We start from the raw sequence: 25,235 nt of genomic DNA on the forward strand, positions 1-25,235 counted from the left end.
GCGCTTGCGCCACGTCCCGGGGTTTCCCGCCTCCTGGCACGGCCCCTAACCCTCCAGCAACAGGTGCCGGGGCGGGGCCTTGGCCACATGCTGCAGCACCGCCAGGGTCGCGGAGATCGCCTCCTGCGGGTGCGGGTTGTCATGCAGGCATTCATACAACAGGCCGGTAATGGCGATGCAACAGAACTCCAGCACCCCCGGCACATCGAGGCTGGGCGGCAGTTCCTGGCGCGACACGGCGCTTTCCAGCAGCCGCCGCAGGTGATGCTGGAGCAGCCCCCTGACCCAGTCCAACCGCCGCTGATGGGTGCTGGGGTCGCTGCCGCAGGCGCCCTGGTACAACATGATTTCCGAAAGACGGCGCGGCCCCTCGCCACTGACGGTGGCCACCAGGTCGTCGTGCAGCCGTTGCCAGCCGCGATGGAAATCCACGGCTTGCGGCCGGTCGTTCTCCAGGGGCAGGGTCTGTTCGCTGAACAGCGCATCGAGCAGGTCCTGCTTGCCCTTGAAATGCCAGTAGATCGCCCCCCGCGTGACCCCGGCCTGCCGGGCGATCTGATCCAGGGTGGTGCTGGACACTCCTTCCCGGGAGAACAGTTCGCTGGCTGCCTCCAGGATCCGGCGACGGGTGCGTGCGGCCTCGGCTGCGGTCTTCCTGGCCATGGCCGGGGCTAGTCCTGGACCACGCGAGGAGTCCGGCCGATCATCTCCTCGATCTTCTGCTTGCACGCCTGCAAGGCCTGCTGGAACGCCTCGCCCCTGGCCGCCGCCCGTGAATTGGGGGCGACGATGGAGATCGAGTAATGGCCAAGGTAGGTGTCCAGCAGCACTGCGTAGGAACACAGGCCCTCGATGTACTCGTCCTGGTCATTGGCCGCGCCACGGCCCTTGATGGCCCGCAACTGTTCCAGCAGGGCCGCACGCCCCAGGCTCTTGGGGGTGCACACGGGCAACGGATCGGGCAGCAGCGCCTGCTGGGCCTCGCTCGACAACTGCGCCAGTAGCACCTTGCCGCCGGAAGTGGCCGTGGCCGGCACATGGATGCCGATGGGGAACACCACGCGCAACTCACGCTCGGCGACGATGCGATCCAGCACATAGACCTTGTCGCCAGACAGCGACGCCAGGCAGGTCGACTCCTGCACTTCCTCGGACAGGGCGCTCAGGTACGGCCTGACCAGGGAAATGATATCGACCTGGGCCTGGGTCACCAGTTGGCCGAAGGCCGGGCCCAGGCGAAAGCCGCCGGCCGGGCCCAGGGTCTCGACCAGATGCTCCACGCACAGGGCATTGATGATGCGCTGCACCGTCGAGCGCGGCAGTTCCACCACCTGGGCGATGGCCCCCAGGCTCAAGCCCTGGGGGTTGCTGCCCAAGGCCCGCATGACCGACGCGGCCCGCGCGATGACCTGTATCCCGCCGTGCTTGGCGCTGCTTTCTTCCGAATCATTCATACGACTCCTTGGGGCTGGCCGCGAGGCCGTCGTGCCGGGTTCTGTGGATTGGCCGCCACTCTAGTGGCAAGCGGCCGATCAGGCCAGCCGAGCAAATCCGAGCTTGCATTCGCTGAATCTCATGGTGGTACACTGTATCGCAATACGGACCACAAGTCGTAATTTTTGACTATTCAGTCCCACAACAGGAGACGAGCGTGAGACTCAAGCAAGCTTTGTGTGCGCGGCCTTTCATTCCTCTGGCGGCCTTGTGCCTACTGGCCGGTTGCGGCGCCAAGGAGACGGAAATGGCTGCCGCCCCCGCCCCGGAGGTCGGCGTCTATACCGCCAAGGCCCAGGCACTGACCCTGACCACCGACCTGCCGGGCCGGACCTCGGCCTATCGCGTCTCGGAAGTCCGGCCCCAGGTGTCCGGGATCCTCCAGCGCCGGCTGTTCGCCGAAGGCGCCGAGGTCAAGGATGGCCAGCAGCTGTACCAGATCGATCCGCGCACCTACCAGGCCCGCCTGGCCCGGGCCGAGGCCAGCCTGCTCACCGCGCAGAACCTGGCCCAGCGCTACGAGCGCCTGCTCAAGACCAACGCCGTCAGCCAGCAGCAGTACGACGATGCCCTGGCCACCTGGAAACAAGCCCAGGCAGACGCACAGATGGCCCGTATCGACGTGCAATACACCAAGGTCCTGGCACCGATTTCCGGACGTATCGGGCGTTCGGCCGTCACCGAGGGCGCACTGGTGACCAACGGCCAGGAACAGGCCCTGGCCACCGTGACCCAGCTCGATCCGATCTATGTCGACGTCAACCAGCCCATCACCAAGCTGCTGGGCCTCAAGCAGGCCCTGGAGTCCGGGCGTTTGCAGGCCAGCGGCCCGGACCAGGCGCAAGTCAGCCTGACCCTGGACGACGGCACCCCCTACCCGCTCAAGGGCACCTTGAAGTTCTCCGAGGTCAGCGTCGATCCCACCACCGGTTCGGTGACCCTGCGCGCCGAGTTCCCCAACCCCGACCGCAAGCTGCTGCCGGGCATGTTCGTCCATGCCCAGCTCAAGGAAGGCGAGCAACAGGCCGCCATCCTGATCCCGCAACAAGCGGTCGGCCGGGATGCCCGCGGCGTACCCACCGCCTGGGTGGTCAAGGCCGACGACACCGTCGAGCAACGTGAACTGCAGACCCTGCGCACCGTGGGCAACGCCTGGCTGATCGGCGCCGGCATCGCCGACGGCGAGCGGGTAGTCACCGAAGGCGTGCAGCGCGTGCGCAGTGGCCTGGCCGTCAAGCCGGTGGCGGCCGGCAACGTCAAGCTGGTGGCCGAGTTCGGTGCCGCCGCTGGCCCCCAGGCCCATTGAGGAGTCACTGATCCATGTCCCGTTTCTTCATCGACCGGCCGATCTTCGCCTGGGTGCTGGCCATCGTCGCGATGCTCGCCGGCGCCCTGTCGCTGCTGAAGATGCCCGTCAGCCAGTACCCCAACATCGCCGCACCCGCGGTCTCGATCCAGGTCAGCTACCCCGGAGCCTCGGCCAAGACCGTGCAAGACACCGTGGTCCAGGTCATCGAACAACAACTGGCCGGGCTTGACGGCTTTCGCTACATGTCCGCCGAAAGCAACGCCGATGGCAGCATGAACATCATCGTCACCTTCGAGCAGGGCACCAACCCCGACATCGCCCAGGTCCAGGTGCAGAACAAGCTGCAACTGGCCACCCCGCGCCTGCCCGAGGAGGTCCAGCGCCAGGGCCTGCGCGTGGTGAAGTACCAGATGAACTTCTTCCTCATCGTCGGCCTGGTGGACAACACCGGCAAGCTGGACAACTTCGACCTCGGCAACCTGATCGCCTCGCAGTTGCAAGACCCGATCTCGCGGATCAACGGCGTTGGCGACTTCCAGCTGTTCGGCTCGCCCTATGCCATGCGCATCTGGCTCGACCCCGGCAAGCTCAACAGCTACCAGCTGACCCCCGGCGACGTGGCCCAGGCCATTCGCGAGCAGAACGTGCAGGTCTCCGCCGGCCAGCTCGGCGGCCTGCCGACCCGTTCCGGCGTGCAGCTCAACGCCACGGTGCTGGGCAAGACGCGCATGACCAGCGTCGCCGATTTCGAGGAGATCCTGGTCAAGGTCAAGGCCGACGGCTCGCAAGTGCGGGTCAAGGACCTGGGCAACGTCAGCCTGTCCTCGGACAACTTCGCGATCTCCTCCAAGTACAAGGGCAAGGAATCGGCCGGCCTGGCCCTGCGCCTGGCCAGCGGCGGCAACCTGCTGGAGACGGTCAAGGCGGTCAAGGCGGTGCTGGAGAAGCAGAAGGCCTACCTGCCCGAGGGCGTGGAGGTCATCTACCCCTACGACACCACCCCAGTGGTGCAAGCGTCGATCCATTCGGTGATCCACACCATCTTCGAAGCCGTGGCCCTGGTGTTCCTGGTGATGCTGCTGTTCTTGCAGAGCATCCGCGCCACCCTGATCCCGACCCTGGCGGTGCCGGTGGTGCTGCTGGCGGCCTTCGCCCTGCTGCCCCTGTTTGGCCTGAGCATCAACGTGCTGACCATGTACGCCATGGTCCTGGCGATCGGCCTGCTGGTGGACGATGCCATCGTGGTGGTGGAGAACGTCGAACGCTTGATGCATGAGGAGGGCCTGTCGCCGCTGGAGGCGACACGCAAGTCGATGCAGCAGATCTCCGGTGCGCTGATGGGCATCGGCATGGTGCTCTCGGCGGTATTCGTGCCCATGGCCTTCTTCGGTGGCTCGGCCGGCATCATCTACAAGCAGTTCGCGGTGACCATCGTGGTCTGCATGGGCCTGTCGGTGCTGGTGGCGCTGATCTTCACCCCGGCCCTGTGCGCCACCATCCTCAAGGCCCCCAAGGGCGACGCGCACCACGAGAAGAAAGGCTTCTTCGGCTGGTTCAATCGCACCTTCGACCGCAGCACCCAGCGCTTCGAGCGGGGCGTGGGCGGCATGCTCAAGCATCGTGGGCGCTACCTGCTGGCCTTCGTGCTGATCACCGGCGGCACGGGCTTTCTGTTCACCCAGATTCCCAAGGCGTTCCTGCCCAACGAAGACCAGGGCCTGATGATGGCCGAGGTGCGCATGCCGCTCAACGCCACGGCCGAACGCACCGAAGCGGTACTCCAGGAGGTCAAGGACTACCTGGTCAACGAGGAAGGCGAGCGCGTCGAGCACGTCATGACCGTCAACGGCTTCAACTTCGCCGGCCGCGGGCAGAACTCCGGCCTGGTGCTGGTGGTGCTCAAGGACTGGGCCGTGCGCAAGGCCGCAGGTGAGGACGTGTTCAGCGTCGCCCGCCGCGCCAACCAGCGCTTCGCCAAGATCAAGGACGCCACGGTGATGGCCTTCGTGCCGCCGGCGATCCTGGAGATGGGCAACGCCATGGGCTTCGACCTCTTCCTGCAGGACAACTCCGGCCTCGGGCACGAGGCGCTGATGGCCGCGCGCAACCAGTTCCTCGCCCTGGCGGCGCAGAACCCCAAGCTGCGCTCGGTACGCCCCAACGGCAAGGACGACGAACCGCAGTTCCAGGTGCGCATCGACGATGAGAAGGCCCGTGCCCTGCAGGTCAGCATCGCGGCGATCAACGAAACCATGAGCGCGGCCTGGGGCTCGATGTACGTCAACGACTTCATCGACCTGGGCCGGGTCAAGCGGGTCTACCTGCAAGGCGTGGACAGCTCGCGGATATCCCCGGAAGACTTCGACAAATGGTACGTGCGCAACAGCCTGGGGCAGATGGTGCCGTTCTCCGCGTTCGCCACCGGCGAGTGGATCTACGGCTCGCCCAAGCTGGAACGCTACGGTGGCATTCCCGCGGTGCAGATCCTCGGTGAACCGGCGCCCGGCTACAGCACCGGCGACGCGATGCTGGCCATCGCCCAGATCATGCAGCAGCTGCCGGCGGGTATCGGCCTGAGCTACAACGGCCTGTCCTACGAGGAGATCCAGACCGGCGACCAGGCGCCCATGCTCTACGCCCTGACCGTGCTGATCGTGTTCCTGTGCCTGGCGGCGCTGTACGAGAGCTGGTCGGTGCCGGTGTCGGTGATGCTGGTGGTGCCGCTGGGTATCCTCGGTGCGGTGCTGGCCACCCTGTGGCGCGGGCTGGAGGCCGATGTGTACTTCCAGATCGGCCTGATGACCACGGTCGGCCTGTCGGCGAAGAACGCGATCCTGATCATCGAGTTCGCCAAGGAACTCTACGAGAAGGAAGGCCTGCCCCTGGCCAAGGCCGCCATCGAGGCCGCCAAGCTGCGCCTGCGCCCGATCATCATGACCTCCCTGGCCTTCACCTTCGGCGTGCTGCCCATGGCCATCGCCTCGGGTGCCGGCGCTGGCAGCCAGCACTCCATTGCCACCGGCGTGGTCGGCGGGATGATCACCGCCACGGTGCTCGCGGTGTTCTTCGTGCCCCTGTTCTACGTAGTGGTGGTGAAAGTGTTCGAACGCAACAAGCCAGCGGTAGCCGCTGAAGGAGAAACGGCATGAAGCGCACCGGCCTCTCGATCGCCCTGGCGCTAGCCCTTGGCGGTTGCAGCCTGATCCCCGAGTACCAGCGCCCCACTGCCCCCGTGCAAGCGGACTGGCCCCAGGGCGCGGCCTATGACCAGGCGACCACCGCCAACCAGGCCCAGCCCGAGACCGGCGATGCGGTCCTGGACTGGCGGCTGTTCTTGCGCGATCCGTCGCTGCGCACGCTGGTGGCCACGGCCCTGGACAACAACCGCGACCTGCGCCAGGCCGCCTTGAATGTCGAGGCCTACCGTGCCCTGCACCGGATCGAGCGTTCGGCGCTGTTCCCCAGCGTCGATGCCAGCGCCGGCGGCAGCCGCCAACGCCAGCCCGCCGACCTGTCGCCCAGCGGCAAAGCCGGAATCCAGAGCCAGTACAGCGTGGCCCTGGGGTTGTCCTATGAAGTCGACCTGTTCGGTCGCTTGCGCAGCCTGGAACGGGCGGCGCTGGAGCAATACCTGGCCAGTGCCGAGGCGCAGCGTGGCGTGCAGATCGCCCTGGTGGGGGATGTGACCATCGCCTACCTGACCTGGCGTAGCGACCAGGAACAACTGGAACTGGCACGCTCGACCCTGGTCAGCTATCGGCAGAGCCTGGAGCTGATCCAGTCGAGTCGCGAAGTCGGCACCGCGTCGGCGCTCGATGTGCGCCAGGCCCGCAGCCTGGTGGAAACCGCGCGAGTGCAGCAAGCGCTGTACACGCGCCAGGTCGCCCAGGACGTCAATGCCTTGCAGTTGCTGCTCGGCACCGCGTTGCCCGCCGGCTTGTCGCGGACCACGGCCTTCGAGCAACCGCTGGCCGCGCCAACCCCGGGCCTGCCGGCCGACCTGCTGCTACGGCGCCCGGATATCCGCGCCGCCGAGCATCGCCTGCTGGCCGCCAATGCCGACATCGGCGCGGCGCGCGCGGCGTTCTTCCCGAGCATCAGCCTGACCGCCGCGGCCGGCACCACCAGCCGCGAGCTGGATGGCCTGTTCGAGGGAGGGTCGGGACTGTGGAGCTTCGCACCGCAGATCAACCTGCCGATCTTCACGGCCGGGCGCCTGCGCGGCAACCTCGACTACCGCAAGGTGCTCAAGGACGTCAACGTCGCGGCCTATGAGCAAAGCATCCAGACCGCGTTTCGCGAAGTGGCCGACGGCCTCGCGGCCCGGGGTACCTTCGGCGAGCAGCTACAGGCCCAGCGCGACCTGGTGAGCAACGACCAGGCGTACTACGCACTGGCCAACCAGCGTTACGACGAAGGCGTCGACAGCTACCTGGCGGTACTCGACGCCCAGCGTGAACTGTTCGGCGCGCAACAACAGCTGATCCGCGATCGGCTGAACCAGCTCAGCAGCGAAGTGAAGCTGTTCAAGGCCCTGGGCGGTGGCTGGGACGGCCACGAGCCCCTGGCCCTGGCCACCCAAGGCCAAGGCGGCAACCAGTAGTTGAGCGGGCGTTCAGGCGAGCGGCCACGCCCCGCTCGGCTGAACGCCCAGGACCAGGTGACACCACGGGTTTCTTCCCGCTTGGCCAGTTCATGCAGTTCCCCACTGCATGGCTGGTCTTTTTTATTGCCCGCCCCATCCCGGCTCGCACCGGCCGAACACATACCGATCAACCAGGGCAATGCCCTGCCCCCGCGCCTGGCCCGCCTGAGGCCTGCGGCGTCACTCACCACAAGCCCATCACCCTGGCCTTTTTGAAGACCGGGGGCGCAGTTCAGGGTGCGCAAGAACGTGATTTGAAAGCGGCACGGCCCGGTGATCGTGGGCACCGGGCCGCACCATGCCCTCCTGGCGGACGGACAGCGGCCGGCCTGGTGAGCGCCGGCCCTGCCCAGGCTTCCATGCCTGGAACCCTTGAGGACTAGAAGCGGTAGCCCAGGCCCACCGTCAGCATGTGCAGCTCGCCACCGGCCTCGACACCTTCGCTGGCGCCCTCGCCCTTGGTGATGTGCCGCAAGTCGTACATGTAGGCGCCCGTCACCTCCAACTGGTCCGAGACCTGGTAGGTCAGCCCCAGGTGCAGGCTCTTGGGCTGGTTGCAGGGGGCGATGGAGACCAGCGTGGCCTCGCGATCCGGAACCTGGTGATTGGCCAGGGACACACCGGTACGCAACTGCAGGCGCTCGCTGTAGTGGTAGTTGACCCCGAAGCGGAAGACCTGCTGGTCGCGCCAGCCGAACCCCGGCCCGTTGCCGGCTCCCGGTGGCCCGCCCTGGGTCAGTGAATTGGCCAGGGCCTTCTCGCTGCTCCAGTCGATCCACAGGTAGTCGAAGGCGAAGGTCCAGGGTCCCGAGTCATAGGCCAGGCCGAGGCCCGCCTGCTGCGGCATGTTCAGGCGGCCATTGGGGATGATGTCCTCGTGGGCATCGAGCTTCTGGAACCACACCGGGCTCGAGTAGGTCAGGCCCAGGCGCAACCCGGGGGCGATGGTCCCCAGGTAGCCGATGCCCAGGCCCGCGCCCAGGGCATGGTCCCGGTCGTTGCTCGCGCCGAAGTTCTCCAATCCGTGGAGCATCAGGGTCTCGTACCCCAGCTTGAGCGACAGGCCGAGGTAGTGCCCCGGCTGGAACTCGTAGGTGGCCGTGGGCGCCACCAGCATCTGCGCCAGCTCGGACTTGACCTTCGAGGAGCCGAAGGCCGGCACCGACTTGCCGTAGTCGATACCGGCGCCATAGCCGGATACCGCGACGCCGACAGTGATGTCCGGACGGTACTGGTAGTTGGCGCCGAACCCCGGTACGAACACCAGCACGTCATCGCTGTTCTTCGCGCCCTGCACGTTCGAGCGCAACTGCCCGGTGGTGGCGGTCAGGCTGCCATCGATCCGGGTGCCGACCAGGCCCATGCCGGCGGGGTTGTTGACCGCCGCCACCGCGTCGGTGGGGTTGGCGATGGCGGCGCCGCCCATGCCCATGGCCTGGGCACCGTAGCCGGCGTACTGCGGTCCGTTGGAAGCGCCCGCGGTGGTCGCGACCAGCAGCGGACTGGCGAGCAGCAATCGGGAAAATCTGTTCATGACCCTGGTTCCTTGTAGTTGTTGTGATCAGGTCAATGGTTGGCGGTCCTGCGCCGGGCACAGCGTCGCCCGGGGCGCTTGCTGGCGGGCAGGCACCGTCGATAGGTACACAAGGCAAACGCGGGCGCCCAGGCGCCCGCTGTCACTCAGCCCCGGGGGCTAGGGGCGGCCCGCACCTTTGCCGATGGCAACGCGGGTGGTAAAGATCGTGGTTTCGGTGCGCAGGTTGACCATGGCCTCGAAGATGTTGTCGCCCTCGACCTTGGTCGCCACCAGGAACAGGGTCTTGCCGTCCTCGCCGCCAAAGGTGCTGGCCACGCATTCGTAGCCCGGCATCGGGATGCGGTGGGTGACTTCGCCCTGGGGGCTGATGCGCATGAACTGCTCGGCGCGCAGCATGCTCAGCCAGATGCCGCCTTCGGCATCGATGGAGATCCCATCGACGCAACCACGCTTGCGGGCACGGTCTTCTGGCGAAGGGAACAGCAGCGTCAGGTCCAGCAGTACGCGGCGGTTGACCAGCTGGCCGTCGACGATGTCCACCGCGCTGAGGCGCTCGGCGAAGGTCTCGACGAATACCAGGGTCTTCTGATCCGGGGTGATGACGATGCCGTTGGGGAAGTTGCAGTCCTCCACCCCCACCGAGATCTCGCCGTTGGGCTCGACGATCACGATGCGCCCCGGCTTGAGCGGTTCACCCTCGAAGACCCGGGCCCCGACATCGTCGACATAGATCCGGCCCTGCTGGTCGATCACCATGTCGCCGACATAACCGGTGAACACAGCGGACAGGTCGGCATAGAGTTCCGGGCCCTGGGGGGTCCAGCGGTACAGCCGGGCTTCGTGCATGGAGCTGAGGATCAGCTCGCCATTGGGCAAGAACCCCATGCCGTTGGGCTTGTGGGGCATTTCGGCGATGACCCGGCGATTGCCGGCGGCATCGATGGCATAGACCTTCTTGCCCAGCATGTCCGAGACATACAGGGTGCCGTCACGCCAGCGTGGGCTTTCACCGAAGTACAGGCCGCGGGTCAGTTCGTTCAGTGCATATTGTTCTTGTTCTACGGTCATTTTGCGTACTACCTCTGGTTTGTTGTCTGGTGGGTGGCGGCCCCGGCCCCAGGCAGGGCCATGGCGCGGGCCGCCACCGTCAAGCGATCTCGAACAACCCCGCTGCGCCCATGCCGCCGCCGACGCACATCGACACCACCACGTAGCGCGCCTTGCGCCGCTTGCCTTCGAGCAGCGCGTGCCCCACCTGGCGTGCGCCGGTCATGCCGTAGGGGTGGCCGATGGCGATGGCGCCACCATTGACGTTGCAGCATTCGGGGTCGATATCCAGCTGGCGCTGGCAATACAGGGCCTGGCAGGCGAACGCCTCGTTGAGCTCCCACAGGTCGATGTCCCGGAGCTGCAAGCCGTGCTGCTTGAGCAGCTTGGGAATGGCCAGCAGCGGGCCGAGGCCCATCTCCTGCGGCGCCAGCCCGGCCACCGCCATGCCGCGATACAGGCCCAGCGCGCTGTAGCCCCGCTGCTCGGCCAGGCGCCGGTCCACCAGCACGCAGGCACTGGCGCCATCGGACAGCTGGCTGGCATTGCCGGCGGTGATGCTTCCGCCATCGAGCACCGGCGCCAGGCGCGCCAGGCCGTCCAGCGTGGTCTCGGGCCGGTTGCCCTCATCCTGGTGCAGGGTCAGCGCCTGCAAGCGGGAAACCCCGGTGAGCTTGTCGACGATCTGCTGCCGGACCTCGATAGGCACGATCTCATCGGCAAACAGTCCCTGGGCCTGGGCCCGGGCGGTACGCAACTGCGAGACATAGGCGAACTCATCCTGCTGTTCGCGGCTGATGCCGTACTTGCGCGCCACCACCTCCGCCGTTTGCAGCATCGGCATGTAGGCATGGGGCACCGCCTGGATCACCGCGTCATCCTGCTCGTCGGCGACCCACTGGAAATAGCGTTGCTGCACCGCGGAGATATTGTCCTGGCCGCCCGCGGCCACCACGTCCATGCCATCGACGATGATCTGCTTGGCCGCCGTGGCGATCGCCATCAACCCCGAGGAACACTGGCGATCCAGGGTCTGCGCGCTCACCGAGACCGGCAAACCGGCGGCGAACACCGCATTGCGCCCCAGGTTGGAGCCAGCAGTCCCGGCGGCCAGCACCGTGCCGATGACCACATCGTCGATGGCCCCGGGCTCGACCCCCGCGCGCTCGACGGCATGGCGCAGGGCATGGCCCATCAGCGTCGGTGACTTGATGTGGTTCAGCGCGCCACGCCCGGCCTTGCCGATCGGCGTGCGCGCGGTGGAGACGATCAGTGCCTCACGCATGGGCCCCCTCCTTCACCGCCGGATACCGCCCCGAGAGCAACGCGCCGGCACCGGGCACCACAGGCTCCAGGCCCAGGTGGTCGAGCATGCGGCGCACCGTGCACACCGCAGTGGAAGTCACCGGGATGCCCAGGGCGTCCTCGGCCGCCTGGATCGACGGCAGCGACTGCATCTGCACGCAGGCCGACAGCACCACCACGTCCACGCCCCGGGTATCCAGGCGCCGCACATCCTCGAGCAACAACGCCGGATCACGCTTGCCCACCTCGAGGTTGTCGGGGATCTCGAAGGCGATCGAGTCGACCACCTCGATGCCTTCGCTCTCGATGTATTCCACCACCCGATCGCACAAGCTGCGCATGTACGGCGCCAGCAAGGAGATGCGCTTGGCACCCATGATCTTCAGGCCTTCGACCAGGGCCCCGGCCGAGGTCATCACCGGCGCCTGGCACTGGTTGGCCCGGGCGATGGCCGTCAGCTCCTTCTGGACCTTGCGGTGGTAGCCGTTGCCCATGGCCATGATCGCCACCAGGCAGGCAGTGCTCATCACGTCCACCCGGGCGTCCGCCAGCTCGGCCGCGCAACGCAGGGCTTCGCGGTTCATCGCCTCCAGCTCCTCGCGGGTCACCTTGTGCATGCGCATGCGGCTGGAGTGGAAGGTGAAGCGTTGCGGACGGATCAGTTGCCGGGCATGGAGCATGGCCGGGATCTCGGTTTCCATCGTGGTGTTGGAGCTGGGCACGATCTGGCCAATTCGATAGGTCGCATTCATGGGCGGCCCCCTTCATCAGTGATGTGGTGGAACTGCAGGATGTCTCGCAGGGCAGGCGGGATCGGCACCCCACGGCGCTCCCGTGGCTCGATGCAGATCGGCGCGAACACGCCTTCGAAAGCCAGGCGCCCGTCCGCCAGCCAGGCATGGGCCAAGAGGTCGAAGCTGCGCTCGCGAATCGCTCCGACCCGGATCATGATGTCCACCGTGGTTTCCGGCGGCAGGCTCACGTGGAAGGTCAGCGCCATGTGCTTGCAAGGCAGGCCGACATTGGCCTCGCCCTTGGCCCCCGGGCCCCAGCCGATATGCCGGTAGAAGTGCATGACGGCACCGATCAGGTACTCGCTGAAACGCCCGGTGAAGGCCACTCCCGCCGGGTCGCAATCGATCCAGCGCACCGTGCGCCGCACCGTGAACGGCTGATGGTCGACGACCATCTCGACACTCTCGTTCATGCCGGGCTCCCGACACGACCCAGGCGCGCCATCAGTTCCGGGTATTCGCGGCGCAGGCGCTGGTCATCCACGCGGCCGGTGCGGGTCATGAACTGGTAGACGAATTGCTCGGCGCTGTAGTCGTCCATCCAGCGCGCCATGTCCTCGTACCACAGGTAGGAGCGCTCCGAGGCGCGGATCAGCTTCTGCTTGCTGGGCTTGTGGCCCTGCTCGTAGGCCGCGAGGCCAGCCAGGGCATCGCCGTTGCAATGAAGCAGCGCCCGGGCCAGGGCAATGGAGTCGTTCATGGCGATGCGCGTGCCCGAACCGATGGAGAAATGCGCGCTGGCCAGGGCATCGCCCACCAGCACGTGGCGGCCATGGGTCCAGTGGGCATTGCGGATCACCGGGAACTGGCGCCAGACCACCCGGGCGCCACCGTCGAGCAACGGCGCGCCTTGCAACTCGGGGGCGAAGATCTTTTCCATCAGCGCCTGGCGCTGGCCGTCGCTGAGGCTGCCCAGGTCCAGGCGCTGCCAGGTAGCGTCGTCGCACTCGGCGACGAAGGTGCTCATGGTGTCGCTGTAGGCGTAGTAATGGGCCACGAAATGCCCGCCGCCATACTTGCGGAACACCAGCGCCGAGGCGTCGAACACCTTGGGCGTGCCGTACCAGGCGAAGTGGTTGCCCAGGGTGCTGCTGGTGGTGCCGAAACCGCCTTCGAAGGCCCGGCGCACCACCGAGTTGATACCGTCGGCGCCCACCACCACATCGGCGTCGTCCAGCCCCAGGCGGGCCAGGTCGGCAAGGCTTTCCAGGCGTTCGCGGTAATGCACCCGCACTCCCGCGGCTTCGGCTTGCTGCTCGAGGATCTGCAACAGGGTCAGGCGTGGAATGGCCCCGCCCTTGACCGGCAGGCGGATATCGATGGCGGTTTCCGCCTGCACGATCACCTGGTGTTCGTGCTGCTTGGTGGCGGCACACAGGGCGTCATAGGACGCCTCGTCAGCCTCGCGCAGTTGCTGCAGCCCGCTGTCGGCCAGCACCACGCCAAAACCGAAGGTCGCGTCCGCCGCGTTCTGCTCCACCACTTCCACTTGCCAGTCCGGCGCGCCGCGCTTGAGCAGCAAGCCCAGGTAGAGCCCCGAAGGGCCGCCACCGACAATCGCGATCTTCATCACTGCTCTCCCCGGCTGATCTGCAACCGATAACGGTCGAATTCACTCACCTGGCCGACGAAACCACCGGTCAACGCGGCGTTCCACAAGGCCGGCACGAAGCCCAGCTGCTTGCGCTCGAACACCAGGGCGTCTTCGGTGGTGATCTTCCAATAGCCGTTGCCGAGCTTTTCCAGGTGCACGCCGCTGGCCTGCTGCGCCGCTTGCACCAACGGCGAGAACTCCGGCGCATCGAGCACGTACAAGGCCAGCTCGTCGTCGGCCCCGGGATCGATGGCCCTGGCCTTGGCCCGCCATACCTGGTCGATGCTGGTGAATGCACCGCCACTGGCCTGCAGGCCGTCTTCCAGGGCCATGGCCGCTTCCAGGGTGCGGGTGGCATCCTCGGCGTCCAGGGCGTCCATCGGCCGCTCCTGGATGGTGATCTCCAGGTAGTAGCCGTTCGGATCGTTGAAATAGATCGACTCGATCAGCTCGTGGCGGATCTGGAAGATCAACGCGATGCCCTGGCTCTCCAGGCGCTCGCGCCAGGCCAGCAACTCCTCGCGGCTGTCGACGCGCCAGGCGGTGTGGGTGGCCTCGTAGCGGTAGTCCGCCACGGGCTGGGTGTAGTCCGGCTGCTCGGTGTTGATGTAGTAGAAGAACGCGATGGTGCTGTGCTGGCCGCTGTCGAAGAAAAAGTGCAGGAAATCGGGGTGGTTGGACGGTCCCCAACCACGGGCCGAGATCGCATGAACCAGCGGCAGCCCCAATTTGTCGCGGTAGAACTCCACGGTCTCGCGCAGTTTCCAGGTGGGCCTGGCACTGTGGTGGACGCCTTTGAGAACGGGCTGGTTTGCCATTTTCGGTACTCCTTTGAACGGTCTGTCAGTTCGCTTGCTTGGCCTTTTCATGCAGCACGTTGGCCTCGACCTGCTCGCGCAGTTTTTCCTTGCTGAGCTTGCCGGAGGCTGTCAGCGGGAAGGCCTCCAGCACTTCGATGCGCTCCGGCCACTTGAACTTGGCCAGGCCGTAGTCCTCGAGGAAGGCGCCCAGCTCGGCGACCGTGGGCGCGGCGAAACCGTCGCGCAGCACCAGGGCGGCGCACAGGCGCTCATCGAATACCGGGCATGGGTAACCCACGGCCGCCACCGCGGCGACGGCCGGATGCCCGGCGACCGCCAGTTCGACTTCCTCGCAATTGATCTTTTCGCCACCGCGGCTGACCAGGTCCTTCAGGCGGCCGCAGAACACGAAGTAGGTCTTGCCGTCCAGGACCTTGGTGTACATCAGGTCGCCGGAGCGGTAGTAACCGTCGCGGGTGAAGGTTTCGCGGTTGCGCTCCTCGGCACGGAAATAGCCGTGGATGGTGTACGGCCCCTTGAACGCCGGCTCGCCGATCTCGCCGGGCTCGGCGTCCTGCTCGGTGCCGGGCACCAGGATGCGGATGTCGTCGAAGGCCGAGACTGGCCGGCCATTGGTAGTGTCGTGGGCCTCGGCCCCGTCTTCGCGGTGGCCGAACATGATCACGCCTTCGGTGATGCCGAACACATTGTGGGTCCGCACCCCCAGCAGCTTCTGCAACTTGGCGGCACTGTTGGCCACCAGCACGCCCCGGGCATTGCCCAGGTCGACCCGGCCATCCTGGATCGCCGATTCCAGGCGAGCGATGATCGGCCCGCCAAGCATCAGCCAGGTCGGCCTGGTCGAGGCGATCAACGCAATCAGGGTTTCCGGCTGCAGGTCGGGGGTCACTGTGATGGTGCCGCCGGTCATCAGGAACGGCCCGAAGCAGCAACCCATGTTGAGGTTGTGCACCATCGGTTGCGGCATGAACAGCACGTCGTCAGCCCGGTAATCGAGCCACTGGGCCACGGCGCGCATGTTGTACAGGTACTCGTTGTGAAAGCGCGGGATGATCTTCGGCACCCCGGTGGTGCCGCCGGACAGCTGGTAGACCGCCACCTGGAACGGGTCCAGGCGCACGCCTTGCAACAGCGCTTCGGCACTGGCCAGGTCGATGCCGTCCACCAGCGCATCCTGGTGCAGCACGCCGTCCTGGGCCGGGCCCCGGACCTGCATGATCAACTGCAACGACGGCGTGGCTTCGCGCATCTTGCGGGCGAAACCGATGCTGTCGAACTTGGCGTCATCGCCCTGGACGATATGCAGCCTGGCCTCGGCCAGGTTGGCCAGGTAGCCGATCTCGCGCTCGCGGTGCGCCGCCAGGGTGCAGATCGGGATCAACCCGGCCTTGAGGCAGGCGAGGAAGGCGATCACCAGTTGCTCGCTGTCGCGCAGCTGGAACACCACCGGGTCCAGCGGTTGCAGGCCCTGCTGCAGGAAGGCCCCCGCCAGGCGAGTGGAGCGCTGGTCCAGCTCACGATAGGTGATGCGCAGCCCGGGGCCGAGCAGCGCGACGTTGTCCGGGTACTGGCGGGCGATGGCGGCAAAACCATCGACCAGAGTCTGGAAACCGAGCACCCCTTCACGCAGGTAGCGCTCGAGCTCGCCCTGGGGCGGATAGACCACCCCGGGAATCGGCGCGGCGACGTGGCGCAGGGGTTCGCCGCGGGTATCCGAGGCAGTGGCGGAAGAGGCTTGAGTTGTTGTAATTGTCATGACTGCACGCTCTTGATCGTTAGGATGCTTGGCCGTTCAGGCTCTTGGTCGTCTAGAAGTGGTCCTGGAGCCACCGTTGCAAATGCCTGCCGGCGAGGATCTGGCCGCTGGTCTCGGCTTCCTCCAGGGCCTGGCCGTGATGGTTGCCGCGCACCCGCTGGCGCTCCTTGCTGGATGCTGGAATGGCGTCGTAGATGGCGTCGGCGTCACCGGGGAATACGCAGTTGTCGCCGCTGTACTCGATCAGCAGCAGGGGCTGCTCCATGGCCCCGGCGCACTTGGCCAGGGAGGCGTTCGAGGACAACCCGGACCAGGTCGACAGCCACGACTCCGGGGTCACCGTGCGGGCGAAGCTGACGCTGCCCAGGTTGGAAATAAACGGGTCGCTGCCCCACAGGGAGCCGACATAGCGGTCGGACGGGTCGAGGCTGGTGTCCCAGCAGCGCAGGTCGGCATCGGTGCGCCACACCTGGAAGATCGGGCCATGGCTGGCCACGGCCTTGTCCTGGCGCGAGCCACCGCTCTTGAGGCGCTCGCGCGCGGCCTGGCGTTGTTCGACCAGGTGCCGGGCGAAGGTATCGATGCGAGCGACCCGCTGGCGCTGCGCGGCGCGATAACGCTCGATGAACTCGGCGCTGTAGCGCGAGCTGTCCGGCGGTGCGCAAAAGCCATTGGCGGCGCTGAACGGATCGAGCCGCGGATCCACCGAGAACGGGTCCAGCTCATCGGTGACCGAGGGGTCCAGGGCGTTCATCAGCAAGATGCCCTGGCCCGGATGCGGCGACACCAGGGCGATGCCGTCCGCCGCGGGCAGGTCGGCACTGGCGAAACGGGTGGGCCGTCCGGCGGGGGTATGGCTGATGCGCTGTTCGGGAGCGCACAGGGCCTGCTGGTTGTAGAAGGCGAACAGCCCGGCGCCCCCCGAATTGCCCAGCAGCACGATGGTCTCGAAACCCTGCGTCCGCAGGTGACGCATGCCGGCGGCGACATCGTAAAGCGCGAATTCGTGCTCCAGGCGCAGGTCGTTGCCGATCGAGCGCGCGCCCTGGACCCAGCAAGCCCAGCCCGCATCCAGGGCATCGGGCACCAGGTAGTGGGTCAGCACCAGCTCGCGAGGATGCATGATGAACAGCACCTTGCGCTCGCCACCCCGGGAAAACAGCATGCCCAGGGCGCCTTGGCCGTCTTCGGTCAGCAACGGGTACGGGGTGGATCGATACGGCTCGAGCATGCGCTGGGCACTCCAGGATGCACCACGCAGACCGGCGGTCACTGCGACTTTCTTGTTGTTGGGATTAGCCACGACGGGCCCTCCTGCCAGATCCCGAAGGATCGCTTACAAGCAATAATTGAGATGCACTCAATTAAACCTGAAGCCAGACTAGAACAACAATTGAGATAGTGTCAATTATAGTCCTGAAAAAATTTCCCGCCCTCGCCCGAAGGCGCTTGTGGATAGCCGGCCAACACCACCTCCAGCGCCCCGAGGGCCGGTTGCAGGTCCTCGGCCAGGCGGATGGCGAAGGGGGTGGGCGCCAGTTGTCGGCCTGTGCGCAGGAACAGCGGATCGTTGAAGCGCCGGCGCAACTTGCCCAGCACATTGCTCACCGCGGGCTGGGTCAGGCCCAGGCAGTGCGCCGCATGGGAGACGTTGCGCTCGCGGTAGACCGCGACGAAGGCCACCAGGGCGTTGAGGTCCAGGCTGCGCAGCAGGCAGGGGTCGAGGGAAGTGGATGGCATAATTGACAGGCCCTTAATTTGAACCCGGCAAAAGCTAGATGCTAATCTGAGAGCCTGTCAATTAGCCCATGGGACATCTGGATGTCTGAGAAACCCGCCTCCCCCGTCACCGCCAAGGCCGCCCCTCGCAAACGTTCGGGACGTCGTCCCAAGGGCGACCAGGACGTCTCGCGCGAGGCCATGATCAACTGCGCCATCGGCATCGCCCAGGGCGAATCCCTGGCGGAGGTCAGCATGGTCAGGATCGGCAAGGAACTGGGGGTCGCCGCCGGCATGGTCCACTATCACCTGGGCAACCGCGACGAACTGATCAGCGCGGTGATCAACGCCGCGTTCAAAGAGCGCCTGCAGCAACTGCCGCCGATCACCGGCCACTGGCGCCAGGACATCGAGGCCTTCGCCCACTCGTCGCTGGCGATCCTCGAACGCTGGCCGGGCCTGGCGACCTACATCCTCACCGAAAACAAGTTCCGCCTGTTCCAGCGCGTGCAGCCGGGCGAGATCGACTATGGCCTGGCCTACTTCGATCACATCGGCCGGATCCTCGAACAGGCCGCCCTGCCCCAGCCCTTCGCCGCCATGGCCTATCACCTGTTGCTGCTGTTCATCTCGGTGATCGCCGCAGAAAAGGAAAACCACCAGGCGCCACAAGCCCACGGCGACTTCATCAGCGGCTACCTGGCCAGGTCCGCCGGCGACTATCCGGGAGCGGCCTTCCTCGGCACGCACTTTGTCCAGGTCAACAGCGGCTCCACCTTCGAAGCCGGCCTGGGCCTGCTGCTGGATGGTTTCGAAGCCTGGCGCCGACCGGCCTGAGGACCCCGCTCGCCTTCAGGCCGACCCTGGTTCCAAGCCGCGATGGGCCTGGCGCCACTGGATCGGGCTGACGCCGTACCAGCGGCGAAAGGCCCGGGAAAACGCGCTGATTTCCGAATAGCCCAGGGCCAGGGCCAGCTCGGAGATCGGCAGGGTCGATTGCTGCAGGTAGTACAGCGCCAGTTCCTGGCGCACGGTGTCCACCAGGCTCGAGAAGGTCAGGCCGCTTTCCCCCAGGCGGCGCTGGATGGTCCAGCTGGGCATGCGCAGGTTATGGGCCACTTGCTCCAGGCACGGGTAACCCTCGCCGAGCAGGTCGCGCACCTGGGCCCGCACCTCGGCGACCATGTCCGGACGGGCCTGGTCGCCGCCGGCCACCGCGAGCTTGTGCAGGCTCTCCAAGAGGATCGCCAGCAGTTTCGGGTCGTGCCCGGGCATCGGCCGCTGCAGCACGCTGCGGCGAAACACCAGCGCGTTGCAGGGTTGGCCGAACAGTACCGGGGCATCGAACACCTTGCAGTGCTCATGCCAGGCCTCGGGCTGCGGATGCTCGAAATGCACCCGCTCCGGCGCCCAGTTCTGGCCCAGGGCATGGCGTATCAGGTTGGCGAACATGCCCAGGGACAGCTCGGCATCCTGGCGCTTGCGCAAGATGGCGCCGTATTGCACCTGGTAGTCGAAGCGACACAGCTCGCCGTCCTCCACCAATCGCAGCAGGCTGCCCTGCTGGTGCGCCGGAAAGGCCCGGGCGACGTTGCGCAGGCCCTCGCCAAGGGTCGCCGAGCACATCCCCACATAACCCAGCAGGCCCAGGGAGTCCGGACGGAACTGCTGGCCATAGCGCAGGCCGAAATTATGGTTGCCGGTCTGCCGTGCCGCCTCCTCGAACACCGAGCAATACTGGTTCAGGTCCAGGCTCAGGGTCGGGTGCAGCAGTTGCTCGGGATCGATGCCGGTCATGCCCAGGATGCGTTCGGGATTACCGCCGTGCATCTGGATGAAATCGCTCAGGCCGCTGGCGGCCGAGGCCAGGACGCCGACCTGGCTTTCATGGGGACGGCTCGTGGACGTGGTGATGAGGGGCACCGGGAACCTCCTTGCGCAATCACCATGGACGGGGGGCTGGACTACGCAAGTTCCATTCCAGATCCCCGCCTGGCCCCGCGGCGCCGGGCTCCGTGGTCTCAAGCCCGGCACTGTCGGCGCTAGGCGTTGCTCGGTGCCGGGCGACAGTGCACCGGTGCAGGGCGTAGCGGTTTGTAACATCGATTCAGTACCCCCCGTGCGCCAGGACACTCCGCAAGCCGTCATCCAGGTAGCGCCGGCATAACCCCAGGGTCTGCTGCACCCACTCGCGCCCCAGGCACTCGACCTGCGCCGTCCCCCGGTGGGTTCCGGTCCAGGCCAGCAATTGCAGGCGCCGCTGCATGATCAGGGTCGGCAGCATGGCCAGGTCCTCGGCCGCAAGCGCCAGCTGGCTGCAGTAGCCCTGCAGCCAATTGTCGATCCATTGCGCCAGCTCAGGGTGATGCTCGAAGAAACTCAAGGCCGCGGCCAGGTCGTGCAAGTACCAGCCCAGCCCGCAATCGTCGAAGTCGATGATGCGCGTGTGCTCGCCCTGCACCAGCAGGTTGGCCAGGCGCAGGTCGGCATGGATCAGGCCGAAACGCTCGGGCCCCTGGCCATAGTCGGCCAGGCGCTGGCCGAGGACGCCGACCACCTCGCCGATCAGCGCCCGAGCCCCCTCGTCCAGGTAAGGTGCCTGCTGCCAGGGGCCCCAATGCCCTTCGGGACCGAGCATGCTCGCGTGGTTCCAGGTCATGCGCGTGAAGTCCCGGGGCTGGTGCCAGCGCCGGGCCTGTTGGTGCAGGCGCGCATTGATCGCCCCCAGGCGGCGAAACGAAGCATCGAGGCCGTGGGACGAAGGCTCGCTGCCCTCGATCCAGTCGAACAGCACCACATACCGGCTGCCCAGCCCGGCCAGCTCGACTTGCTGGATCAACTGGCCATCCAGGCCGGCGATGGCGTCGGGCACTTGCAGCCCCTCCTCGCGCAGCGCCGCCAGCCAGGCCAGCTCGCTGGCGATCTCCTGGAACGAGTGATAGGCCTGGCGATGCACCCGCATCACCGAACGCCGGCGGCTGTTGTGCAACAAGTAGGTGGCGTTCTCCGAATGGCTGAGCAGGCGCAGCTCACCGTGCAGCGCCGGGGCATAGCGCAGGATGGCCTGGCTGGCCAGGGGGGCAACGGCATCCAGGTCGTTGGCGGGGTTCGAGGCAGTCATCATCAGCGCGCTCCAGGGTAGATAGGCCACCACAGGATGCGAGGCGGCCGGCGCGCATCGCTTGACCGCCCGGGGCGAAATCTTGACTCCAGGACACAAGGCACGCGGCCGTCGCCACAGATTTGATATTTCAGGGTAAAAGTTGTGCCGCGCGGTCAAGTGCGACCCAGCGTCCGCGCTCCACCATCCAGATCAATCCACGCAAAAGGACTTATCCATGCTCACTTCACTTCAAGGCAAAAGCGTCCTGGTCACCGGCGCCACCAGCGGCATCGGCCTGGGCATCGCCTATGGCTTCGCTCGCCAGGGCGCGCGGGTCGCCATCAGCGCCCGCCACGCCGACAAGGTCCAGGGCGTTGCCCGGCGCATGCGTGACGAAGGCCTGCAGGTCGAGGGGTTCGTCGCCGATGTAGCCCAGGGCGCCGCGGTCCGCCAACTGCTGGCCGACGTCGCCGGCAGCCACGGCGGGCTGGACGTGCTGTGCTGCAATGCCGGAGTGTTCCCCTCGGCCAGCCTCGAACAGATGAGCGAAGCCGACTGGGACGGGGTGCTGGCCACCAACGCCAAGGGCAACTTCCTCTGTGTCCAGGCGGCCCTGCCCTACCTGCGCCAGGCCGAGTACGGGCGGGTGATCCTCACCTCGTCGATCACCGGCCCCGTGACCGGCTTCCCCGGCTGGGCCCACTACGGCGCCAGCAAGGCCGCGCAACTGGGCTTCATGCGTACCGCGGCGATCGAGCTGGCCCGCGATGGCATCACCATCAACGCCGTGCTGCCGGGCAACATCCTCACCGAAGGCCTGCAGGACATGGGCCAGGAGTACCAGGACAGCATGGCCGCCTCGGTGCCGCTGCGGCGCCTGGGCAGCGTCGAGGACATCGCCAGCGCCGCGCTGTTCTTCGCCTCCCGCGAAGCCGGCTACATCACCGGGCAGAGCCTGGTCGTCGACGGCGGCCAGATCCTGCCCGAATCCCTCCAGGCCCTTGCCTAGAGGATTTACCTCTCTGACGGAGTGCCCCCATGAGCGAGATCTACACGGACAAGCTGTCCCAGCAACTCGATGACCCGGCCCGGCCCCAGGAAGTCCAGCGCTTGCGCAGGAACGCCGTGGGCTTGATGGGGGTACTGTTCATGACGGTGGCCACGGCGGCGCCGATCACCGCCATGCTCGGCAACGTGCCGATCGCCATCGGCAGCGGCAACGGCCAGTACGCGCCCGCCGGCTACCTGGTGGCGACGGTGATCCTGGCGCTGTTCGCCATCGGCTACGCGCAGATGGCCAAGTACATCACCGCCACGGGGGCCTTCTACGGGTTCATTTCCCACGGGCTCGGGCGGGTGGTGGGCATGGCCGCCGGCATCGCCGTGACCCTGACCTACATCGTCTTCGAAGCGGCCCTGGTGGGCATCTTCGCCTTCTTCTGCGTCGACCTGCTGGCCAGTGCGAGCGGGCTCCAGGCGCCCTGGATCCTGTTCGCCCTGGCCATGCTGGCGGCCAACGGCATCCTCAGCTACTTCGACATTTCCCTGACCGCCAAGGTGCTGGGCATCTGCCTGGTGCTGGAGATCCTGATGCTGGCACTGATGGCCGGCGCCGTGCTCTGGCACGGTGGCGGCCCCCAGGGCCTGGCGCCAGAGTCGATCAATCCGCTCAAGGCCTTCACCCCGGCCCAGGGAGTGATCGGCGCCAATGCCGGCATCGGCCTGTTCTTCGCCTTCTGGTCCTGGGTCGGCTTCGAGTCCTCGGCCATGTATGGCGAGGAATCGCGCAATCCGAAGAAGATCATTCCCCTGGCCACGCTGCTGGCGGTGATCGGTATCGGCGTGTTTTATGTCTTCGTGTCGTGGATGGCCATCGCCGGCTCCGGCCCCAGCGAAGCCATCCGCCTGGCCCAGGACCCGGCCCAGGCCGCCGAGGTGTTCTACGGCCCTACCCGGCTGTACCTGGGCGAGTGGGCGGTGAGCCTGTTCAAGCTGCTGGTGGTGACCGGCTCGTTCGCCTGCGGCATGGCCTTCCACAACTGCGCCTCGCGCTACATCTATGCCCTGGGCCGGGAGAACCTGTTCGACTGCCTCGGCCGCAGCGTCGGCCGCACCCACCCGCGCCACGGCTCGCCCCATGTGGCCTCCACCGTGCAGAGCCTGATCGCCACGGCCATCGTCCTGGCCTTCCTGGCCGCGGGCAAGGACCCCTATGCCGATCTCTACGCGTTGCTGGCGATCCTCGGCACCATGGGCATCCTGATCGTCCAGGCGCTCTGCGCCTTCGCGGTGGTCTGCTACTTCCACCTGGGCACCCGCCATGTGGCCCAGCGCCATTGGTTCAAGACCTTCCTCGCACCCTTGCTGGGCGGGCTGGGCATGCTCTACGTGGTCTACCTGCTATTCGCCAATCTCAGCTTCGCCGCCGGCAGCGCCGCGCAATCGCTGCTGTTCAAGCTGATCCCCTGGATCGTCGCCGCCAGCTTCGCCCTGGGTGCGGCCATCGCCCTGTACTTCCGGCATTTCGACCGACGCAAGTACCACATCATCGGCAGCATCGTCATGGACGATGAGCGCCAAGAGCCCTGAGGAGCCTCGCCATGTTGAAAGTCAACGCCTTCCAAACCGAACACGCCGAGGCCCTGGACAGCGCCCAGCGCGCCATGATCGAGCGCCGGCAACGCTTGCTGGGACCGGCCTACCAGCTGTTCTACGAACAACCCCTGCACCTGGTCAGCGGCAGCGGCGCCTGGCTGCAGGACCGCGCCGGGCGGCGCTACCTGGACCTGTACAACAACGTCGCCTCGGTCGGCCATTGCCATCCCCGGGTGGTCCAGGCCCTGGCCGGGCAAGCCGCACAACTCAATACCCATACCCGCTACCTGCACGAAGGCGTGCTGGACTACGCCGAAAAACTCCTGGCCACCCTGCCCGTGGAACTGGGCCAGGCGATGTTCACCTGCACCGGCAGCGAGGCCAACGACCTGGCCCTGCGCATCGCCCGGGACTACAGCGGCGGCACCGGGGTGATCGTCACCCGCTACGCCTACCACGGCATGACCCTGGCGATTGCCGAGCTGTCGCCCTCGGTGGGCGACTACGTGCCGCTGTCCCGGGACTGCCGGGTGGTGGATGCGCCGCTGCACGCCGCCCGGCACCCGGAACGGGTGGGCCAGGTCTTCGCCAACCAGGTGCGCGCGGCCATCGCCGATATGCAGCGCCATGGCATCCGCCCGGCGGCGTTGCTGGTGGACACCCTGTTCACCAGCGACGGGGTATTCGCCGACCCGCCGGGCTTCCTCGCCCCGGCGGCGCAAGCCATCCGCGAGGCTGGCGGCCTGTTCATCGCCGACGAAGTACAACCGGGGTTCGCCCGCACCGGCAGCCACATGTGGGGCTTCGAGCGCCACGGCCTGGTACCGGACCTGGTGACCATGGGCAAACCGATGGGCAACGGCCACCCGCTGGCGGGCTTGGCGGTACGCCCGCATATCGTCCAGCGCTTCGGCCAGCACGCCAGCTACTTCAACACCTTCGGCGGCAACCCGGTGTCGGCCGCGGTGGGCCTGGCGGTGCTGCAGGTGATCGAGGAAGAAGGCCTGCAAGCCAATGCCTTGCAAGTGGGCGGCCTGCTCATGCAGGGCCTGCAGAGCCTGGCGGCGGATCATCCGGTGCTGGCCGAGGTGCGTGGCGCCGGTTTGTTCCTGGGCGTCGATATCCGCCAGCCGGACAGCGGCACGCTGGACCCGGAGACCGCCCGGCGCCTGGTCAACCAGTTGCGTGACGAAGGCATGTTGATCGGCGTTGCCGGAGCGGCCAACAGCACCCTGAAGATCCGCCCGCCGCTGTGCTTCAGCCAGGATCAGGCCGGGCAGTTCCTCGACGCCCTGGAGCGAGTCCTGCGGCGCCTGTAAGGGCACCGCTAAAAACTACCTGTATTGCCATCGCTGCGTTAAAAACCGGCTGGTGCGCCAGCCCGGTCAAAATGCTCATTTACCCCTTGTAAACTGCGCTTTTTCGCCGGTTTTTGCCTTGCGCTGGCTGCCTCGCCTACGTTTTTAGAGACGCCCTGCAAGGGCCAGGCCCGCGTTGAAAAACCCGCCAGTCAGTC

General features: G+C 66.6%; 21 protein-coding genes. 7 read left to right on the plus strand and 14 right to left on the minus strand.

Translation table 11 applies throughout. From position 1 onward, the window contains the following. Nucleotides 1-45: 45 nt before the first annotated feature. The gene (locus GDH07_RS32715; protein WP_218584736.1) at nt 46-663 is read right to left on the minus strand and encodes a TetR family transcriptional regulator; all 618 of its coding nucleotides are present in this window, start codon (nt 661-663) and stop codon (nt 46-48) included. A gap of 8 nt (nt 664-671) precedes the next feature. Continuing rightward, nucleotides 672-1,454 (minus strand): IclR family transcriptional regulator, encoded by a 783-nt coding sequence (locus tag GDH07_RS14415; RefSeq protein WP_022639909.1) that lies wholly within the window; start codon nt 1,452-1,454, stop codon nt 672-674. A 197-nt stretch (nt 1,455-1,651) separates the two neighbouring features. On the opposite strand from GDH07_RS14415, the gene GDH07_RS14420 reads away from it, so the two are divergent. Genes GDH07_RS14420 through GDH07_RS14430 form a run of 3 tightly spaced genes read left to right on the plus strand, consistent with a single transcriptional unit; the run spans nt 1,652 to nt 7,406 of the window. Then, the gene (locus tag GDH07_RS14420; protein ID WP_343038238.1) at nt 1,652-2,800 is read left to right on the plus strand and encodes an efflux RND transporter periplasmic adaptor subunit; all 1,149 of its coding nucleotides are present in this window, start codon (nt 1,652-1,654) and stop codon (nt 2,798-2,800) included. Between the two features lie 14 nt (nt 2,801-2,814). Continuing rightward, complete coding sequence (locus tag GDH07_RS14425) at nt 2,815-5,952, plus strand: efflux RND transporter permease subunit (protein ID WP_103325075.1); 3,138 nt, start codon at nt 2,815-2,817, stop codon at nt 5,950-5,952. Further along, entirely contained in the window at nt 5,949-7,406 is a 1,458-nt protein-coding gene (locus GDH07_RS14430) for an efflux transporter outer membrane subunit (RefSeq protein WP_152897979.1), read from the plus strand. The genes GDH07_RS14425 and GDH07_RS14430 overlap by 4 nt, the downstream gene beginning before the upstream one ends. 421 nt (nt 7,407-7,827) lie before the next feature. Here the strand turns inward: GDH07_RS14430 and GDH07_RS14435 are convergent, their stop codons facing one another. From GDH07_RS14435 to GDH07_RS14480, 10 genes are all read right to left on the minus strand, one after another. Then, nucleotides 7,828-8,982 carry an OmpP1/FadL family transporter gene (locus tag GDH07_RS14435; RefSeq protein ID WP_083456825.1) on the minus strand — a complete coding sequence of 385 codons (1,155 nt, stop codon included), beginning with the start codon at nt 8,980-8,982 and terminating at the stop codon, nt 7,828-7,830. A 159-nt stretch (nt 8,983-9,141) separates the two neighbouring features. Beyond that, nucleotides 9,142-10,053, minus strand: coding sequence for an SMP-30/gluconolactonase/LRE family protein (locus GDH07_RS14440; RefSeq protein ID WP_152897980.1), 912 nt, complete (start codon nt 10,051-10,053; stop codon nt 9,142-9,144). A 79-nt stretch (nt 10,054-10,132) separates the two neighbouring features. Beyond that, nucleotides 10,133-11,317, minus strand: a complete 1,185-nt coding sequence (locus GDH07_RS14445; protein WP_152897981.1) for an acetyl-CoA C-acyltransferase — start codon at nt 11,315-11,317, stop codon at nt 10,133-10,135. Further along, on the minus strand, nt 11,310-12,089 hold the full coding sequence (locus GDH07_RS14450; RefSeq protein ID WP_152897982.1) for a maleate cis-trans isomerase family protein: 780 nt from the start codon (nt 12,087-12,089) through the stop codon (nt 11,310-11,312). The genes GDH07_RS14445 and GDH07_RS14450 overlap by 8 nt, the downstream gene beginning before the upstream one ends. Continuing rightward, nucleotides 12,086-12,544 (minus strand): acyl-CoA thioesterase, encoded by a 459-nt coding sequence (locus GDH07_RS14455; RefSeq protein ID WP_053129376.1) that lies wholly within the window; start codon nt 12,542-12,544, stop codon nt 12,086-12,088. The genes GDH07_RS14450 and GDH07_RS14455 overlap by 4 nt, the downstream gene beginning before the upstream one ends. After that, nucleotides 12,541-13,701 carry an FAD-dependent monooxygenase gene (locus GDH07_RS14460; RefSeq protein ID WP_152897983.1) on the minus strand — a complete coding sequence of 387 codons (1,161 nt, stop codon included), beginning with the start codon at nt 13,699-13,701 and terminating at the stop codon, nt 12,541-12,543. Before GDH07_RS14460 ends, GDH07_RS14455 begins: the two co-directional genes overlap by 4 nt. Next, entirely contained in the window at nt 13,701-14,543 is an 843-nt protein-coding gene (locus tag GDH07_RS14465) for a VOC family protein (protein ID WP_152897984.1), read from the minus strand. Before GDH07_RS14465 ends, GDH07_RS14460 begins: the two co-directional genes overlap by 1 nt. A 25-nt stretch (nt 14,544-14,568) precedes the next feature. Beyond that, on the minus strand, nt 14,569-16,302 hold the full coding sequence (locus GDH07_RS14470; RefSeq protein WP_152897985.1) for an AMP-binding protein: 1,734 nt from the start codon (nt 16,300-16,302) through the stop codon (nt 14,569-14,571). A gap of 52 nt (nt 16,303-16,354) precedes the next feature. Further along, a complete protein-coding gene (locus GDH07_RS14475; protein ID WP_218584737.1) occupies nt 16,355-17,605 on the minus strand; it encodes an alpha/beta hydrolase in 1,251 nt (416 codons plus the stop codon). 101 nt (nt 17,606-17,706) lie between these two features. Then, nucleotides 17,707-18,042, minus strand: a complete 336-nt coding sequence (locus GDH07_RS14480; RefSeq protein ID WP_053129370.1) for a LysR family transcriptional regulator — start codon at nt 18,040-18,042, stop codon at nt 17,707-17,709. Nucleotides 18,043-18,123: 81 nt separating this feature from the next. Between GDH07_RS14480 and GDH07_RS14485 the strand changes: the two genes are divergently transcribed. Further along, nucleotides 18,124-18,858, plus strand: a complete 735-nt coding sequence (locus GDH07_RS14485) for a TetR/AcrR family transcriptional regulator (RefSeq protein ID WP_053129367.1) — start codon at nt 18,124-18,126, stop codon at nt 18,856-18,858. A gap of 15 nt (nt 18,859-18,873) precedes the next feature. On the opposite strand, the gene qhpR is transcribed toward GDH07_RS14485, so the two are convergent. Together qhpR and GDH07_RS14495 are read right to left on the minus strand one after the other, a co-directional pair. Next, nucleotides 18,874-19,944, minus strand: a complete 1,071-nt coding sequence (qhpR, locus tag GDH07_RS14490; protein WP_343038239.1) for an AraC-like transcriptional regulator QhpR — start codon at nt 19,942-19,944, stop codon at nt 18,874-18,876. 184 nt (nt 19,945-20,128) lie between these two features. Continuing rightward, on the minus strand, nt 20,129-21,145 hold the full coding sequence (locus GDH07_RS14495; RefSeq protein WP_152897986.1) for a phosphotransferase enzyme family protein: 1,017 nt from the start codon (nt 21,143-21,145) through the stop codon (nt 20,129-20,131). 214 nt (nt 21,146-21,359) lie between these two features. Between GDH07_RS14495 and fabG the strand changes: the two genes are divergently transcribed. From fabG to GDH07_RS14510, 3 genes are read left to right on the plus strand one after another with little or no spacing between them, the layout of a single operon-like run. Beyond that, nucleotides 21,360-22,133, plus strand: a complete 774-nt coding sequence (gene fabG / locus GDH07_RS14500) for a 3-oxoacyl-ACP reductase FabG (protein WP_053129362.1) — start codon at nt 21,360-21,362, stop codon at nt 22,131-22,133. 29 nt (nt 22,134-22,162) lie between these two features. Then, nucleotides 22,163-23,713: an APC family permease gene (locus tag GDH07_RS14505; RefSeq protein ID WP_103325064.1), complete on the plus strand. Its 1,551-nt coding sequence runs from the start codon at nt 22,163-22,165 to the stop codon at nt 23,711-23,713. 11 nt (nt 23,714-23,724) lie between these two features. Then, nucleotides 23,725-25,038 (plus strand): aspartate aminotransferase family protein, encoded by a 1,314-nt coding sequence (locus GDH07_RS14510; protein ID WP_152897987.1) that lies wholly within the window; start codon nt 23,725-23,727, stop codon nt 25,036-25,038. The last annotated feature ends 197 nt before the right edge of the window (nt 25,039-25,235 follow it).

It is taken from the genome of Pseudomonas piscis (genome assembly GCF_009380155.1).
Lineage (GTDB): Bacteria > Pseudomonadota > Gammaproteobacteria > Pseudomonadales > Pseudomonadaceae > Aquipseudomonas > Aquipseudomonas piscis.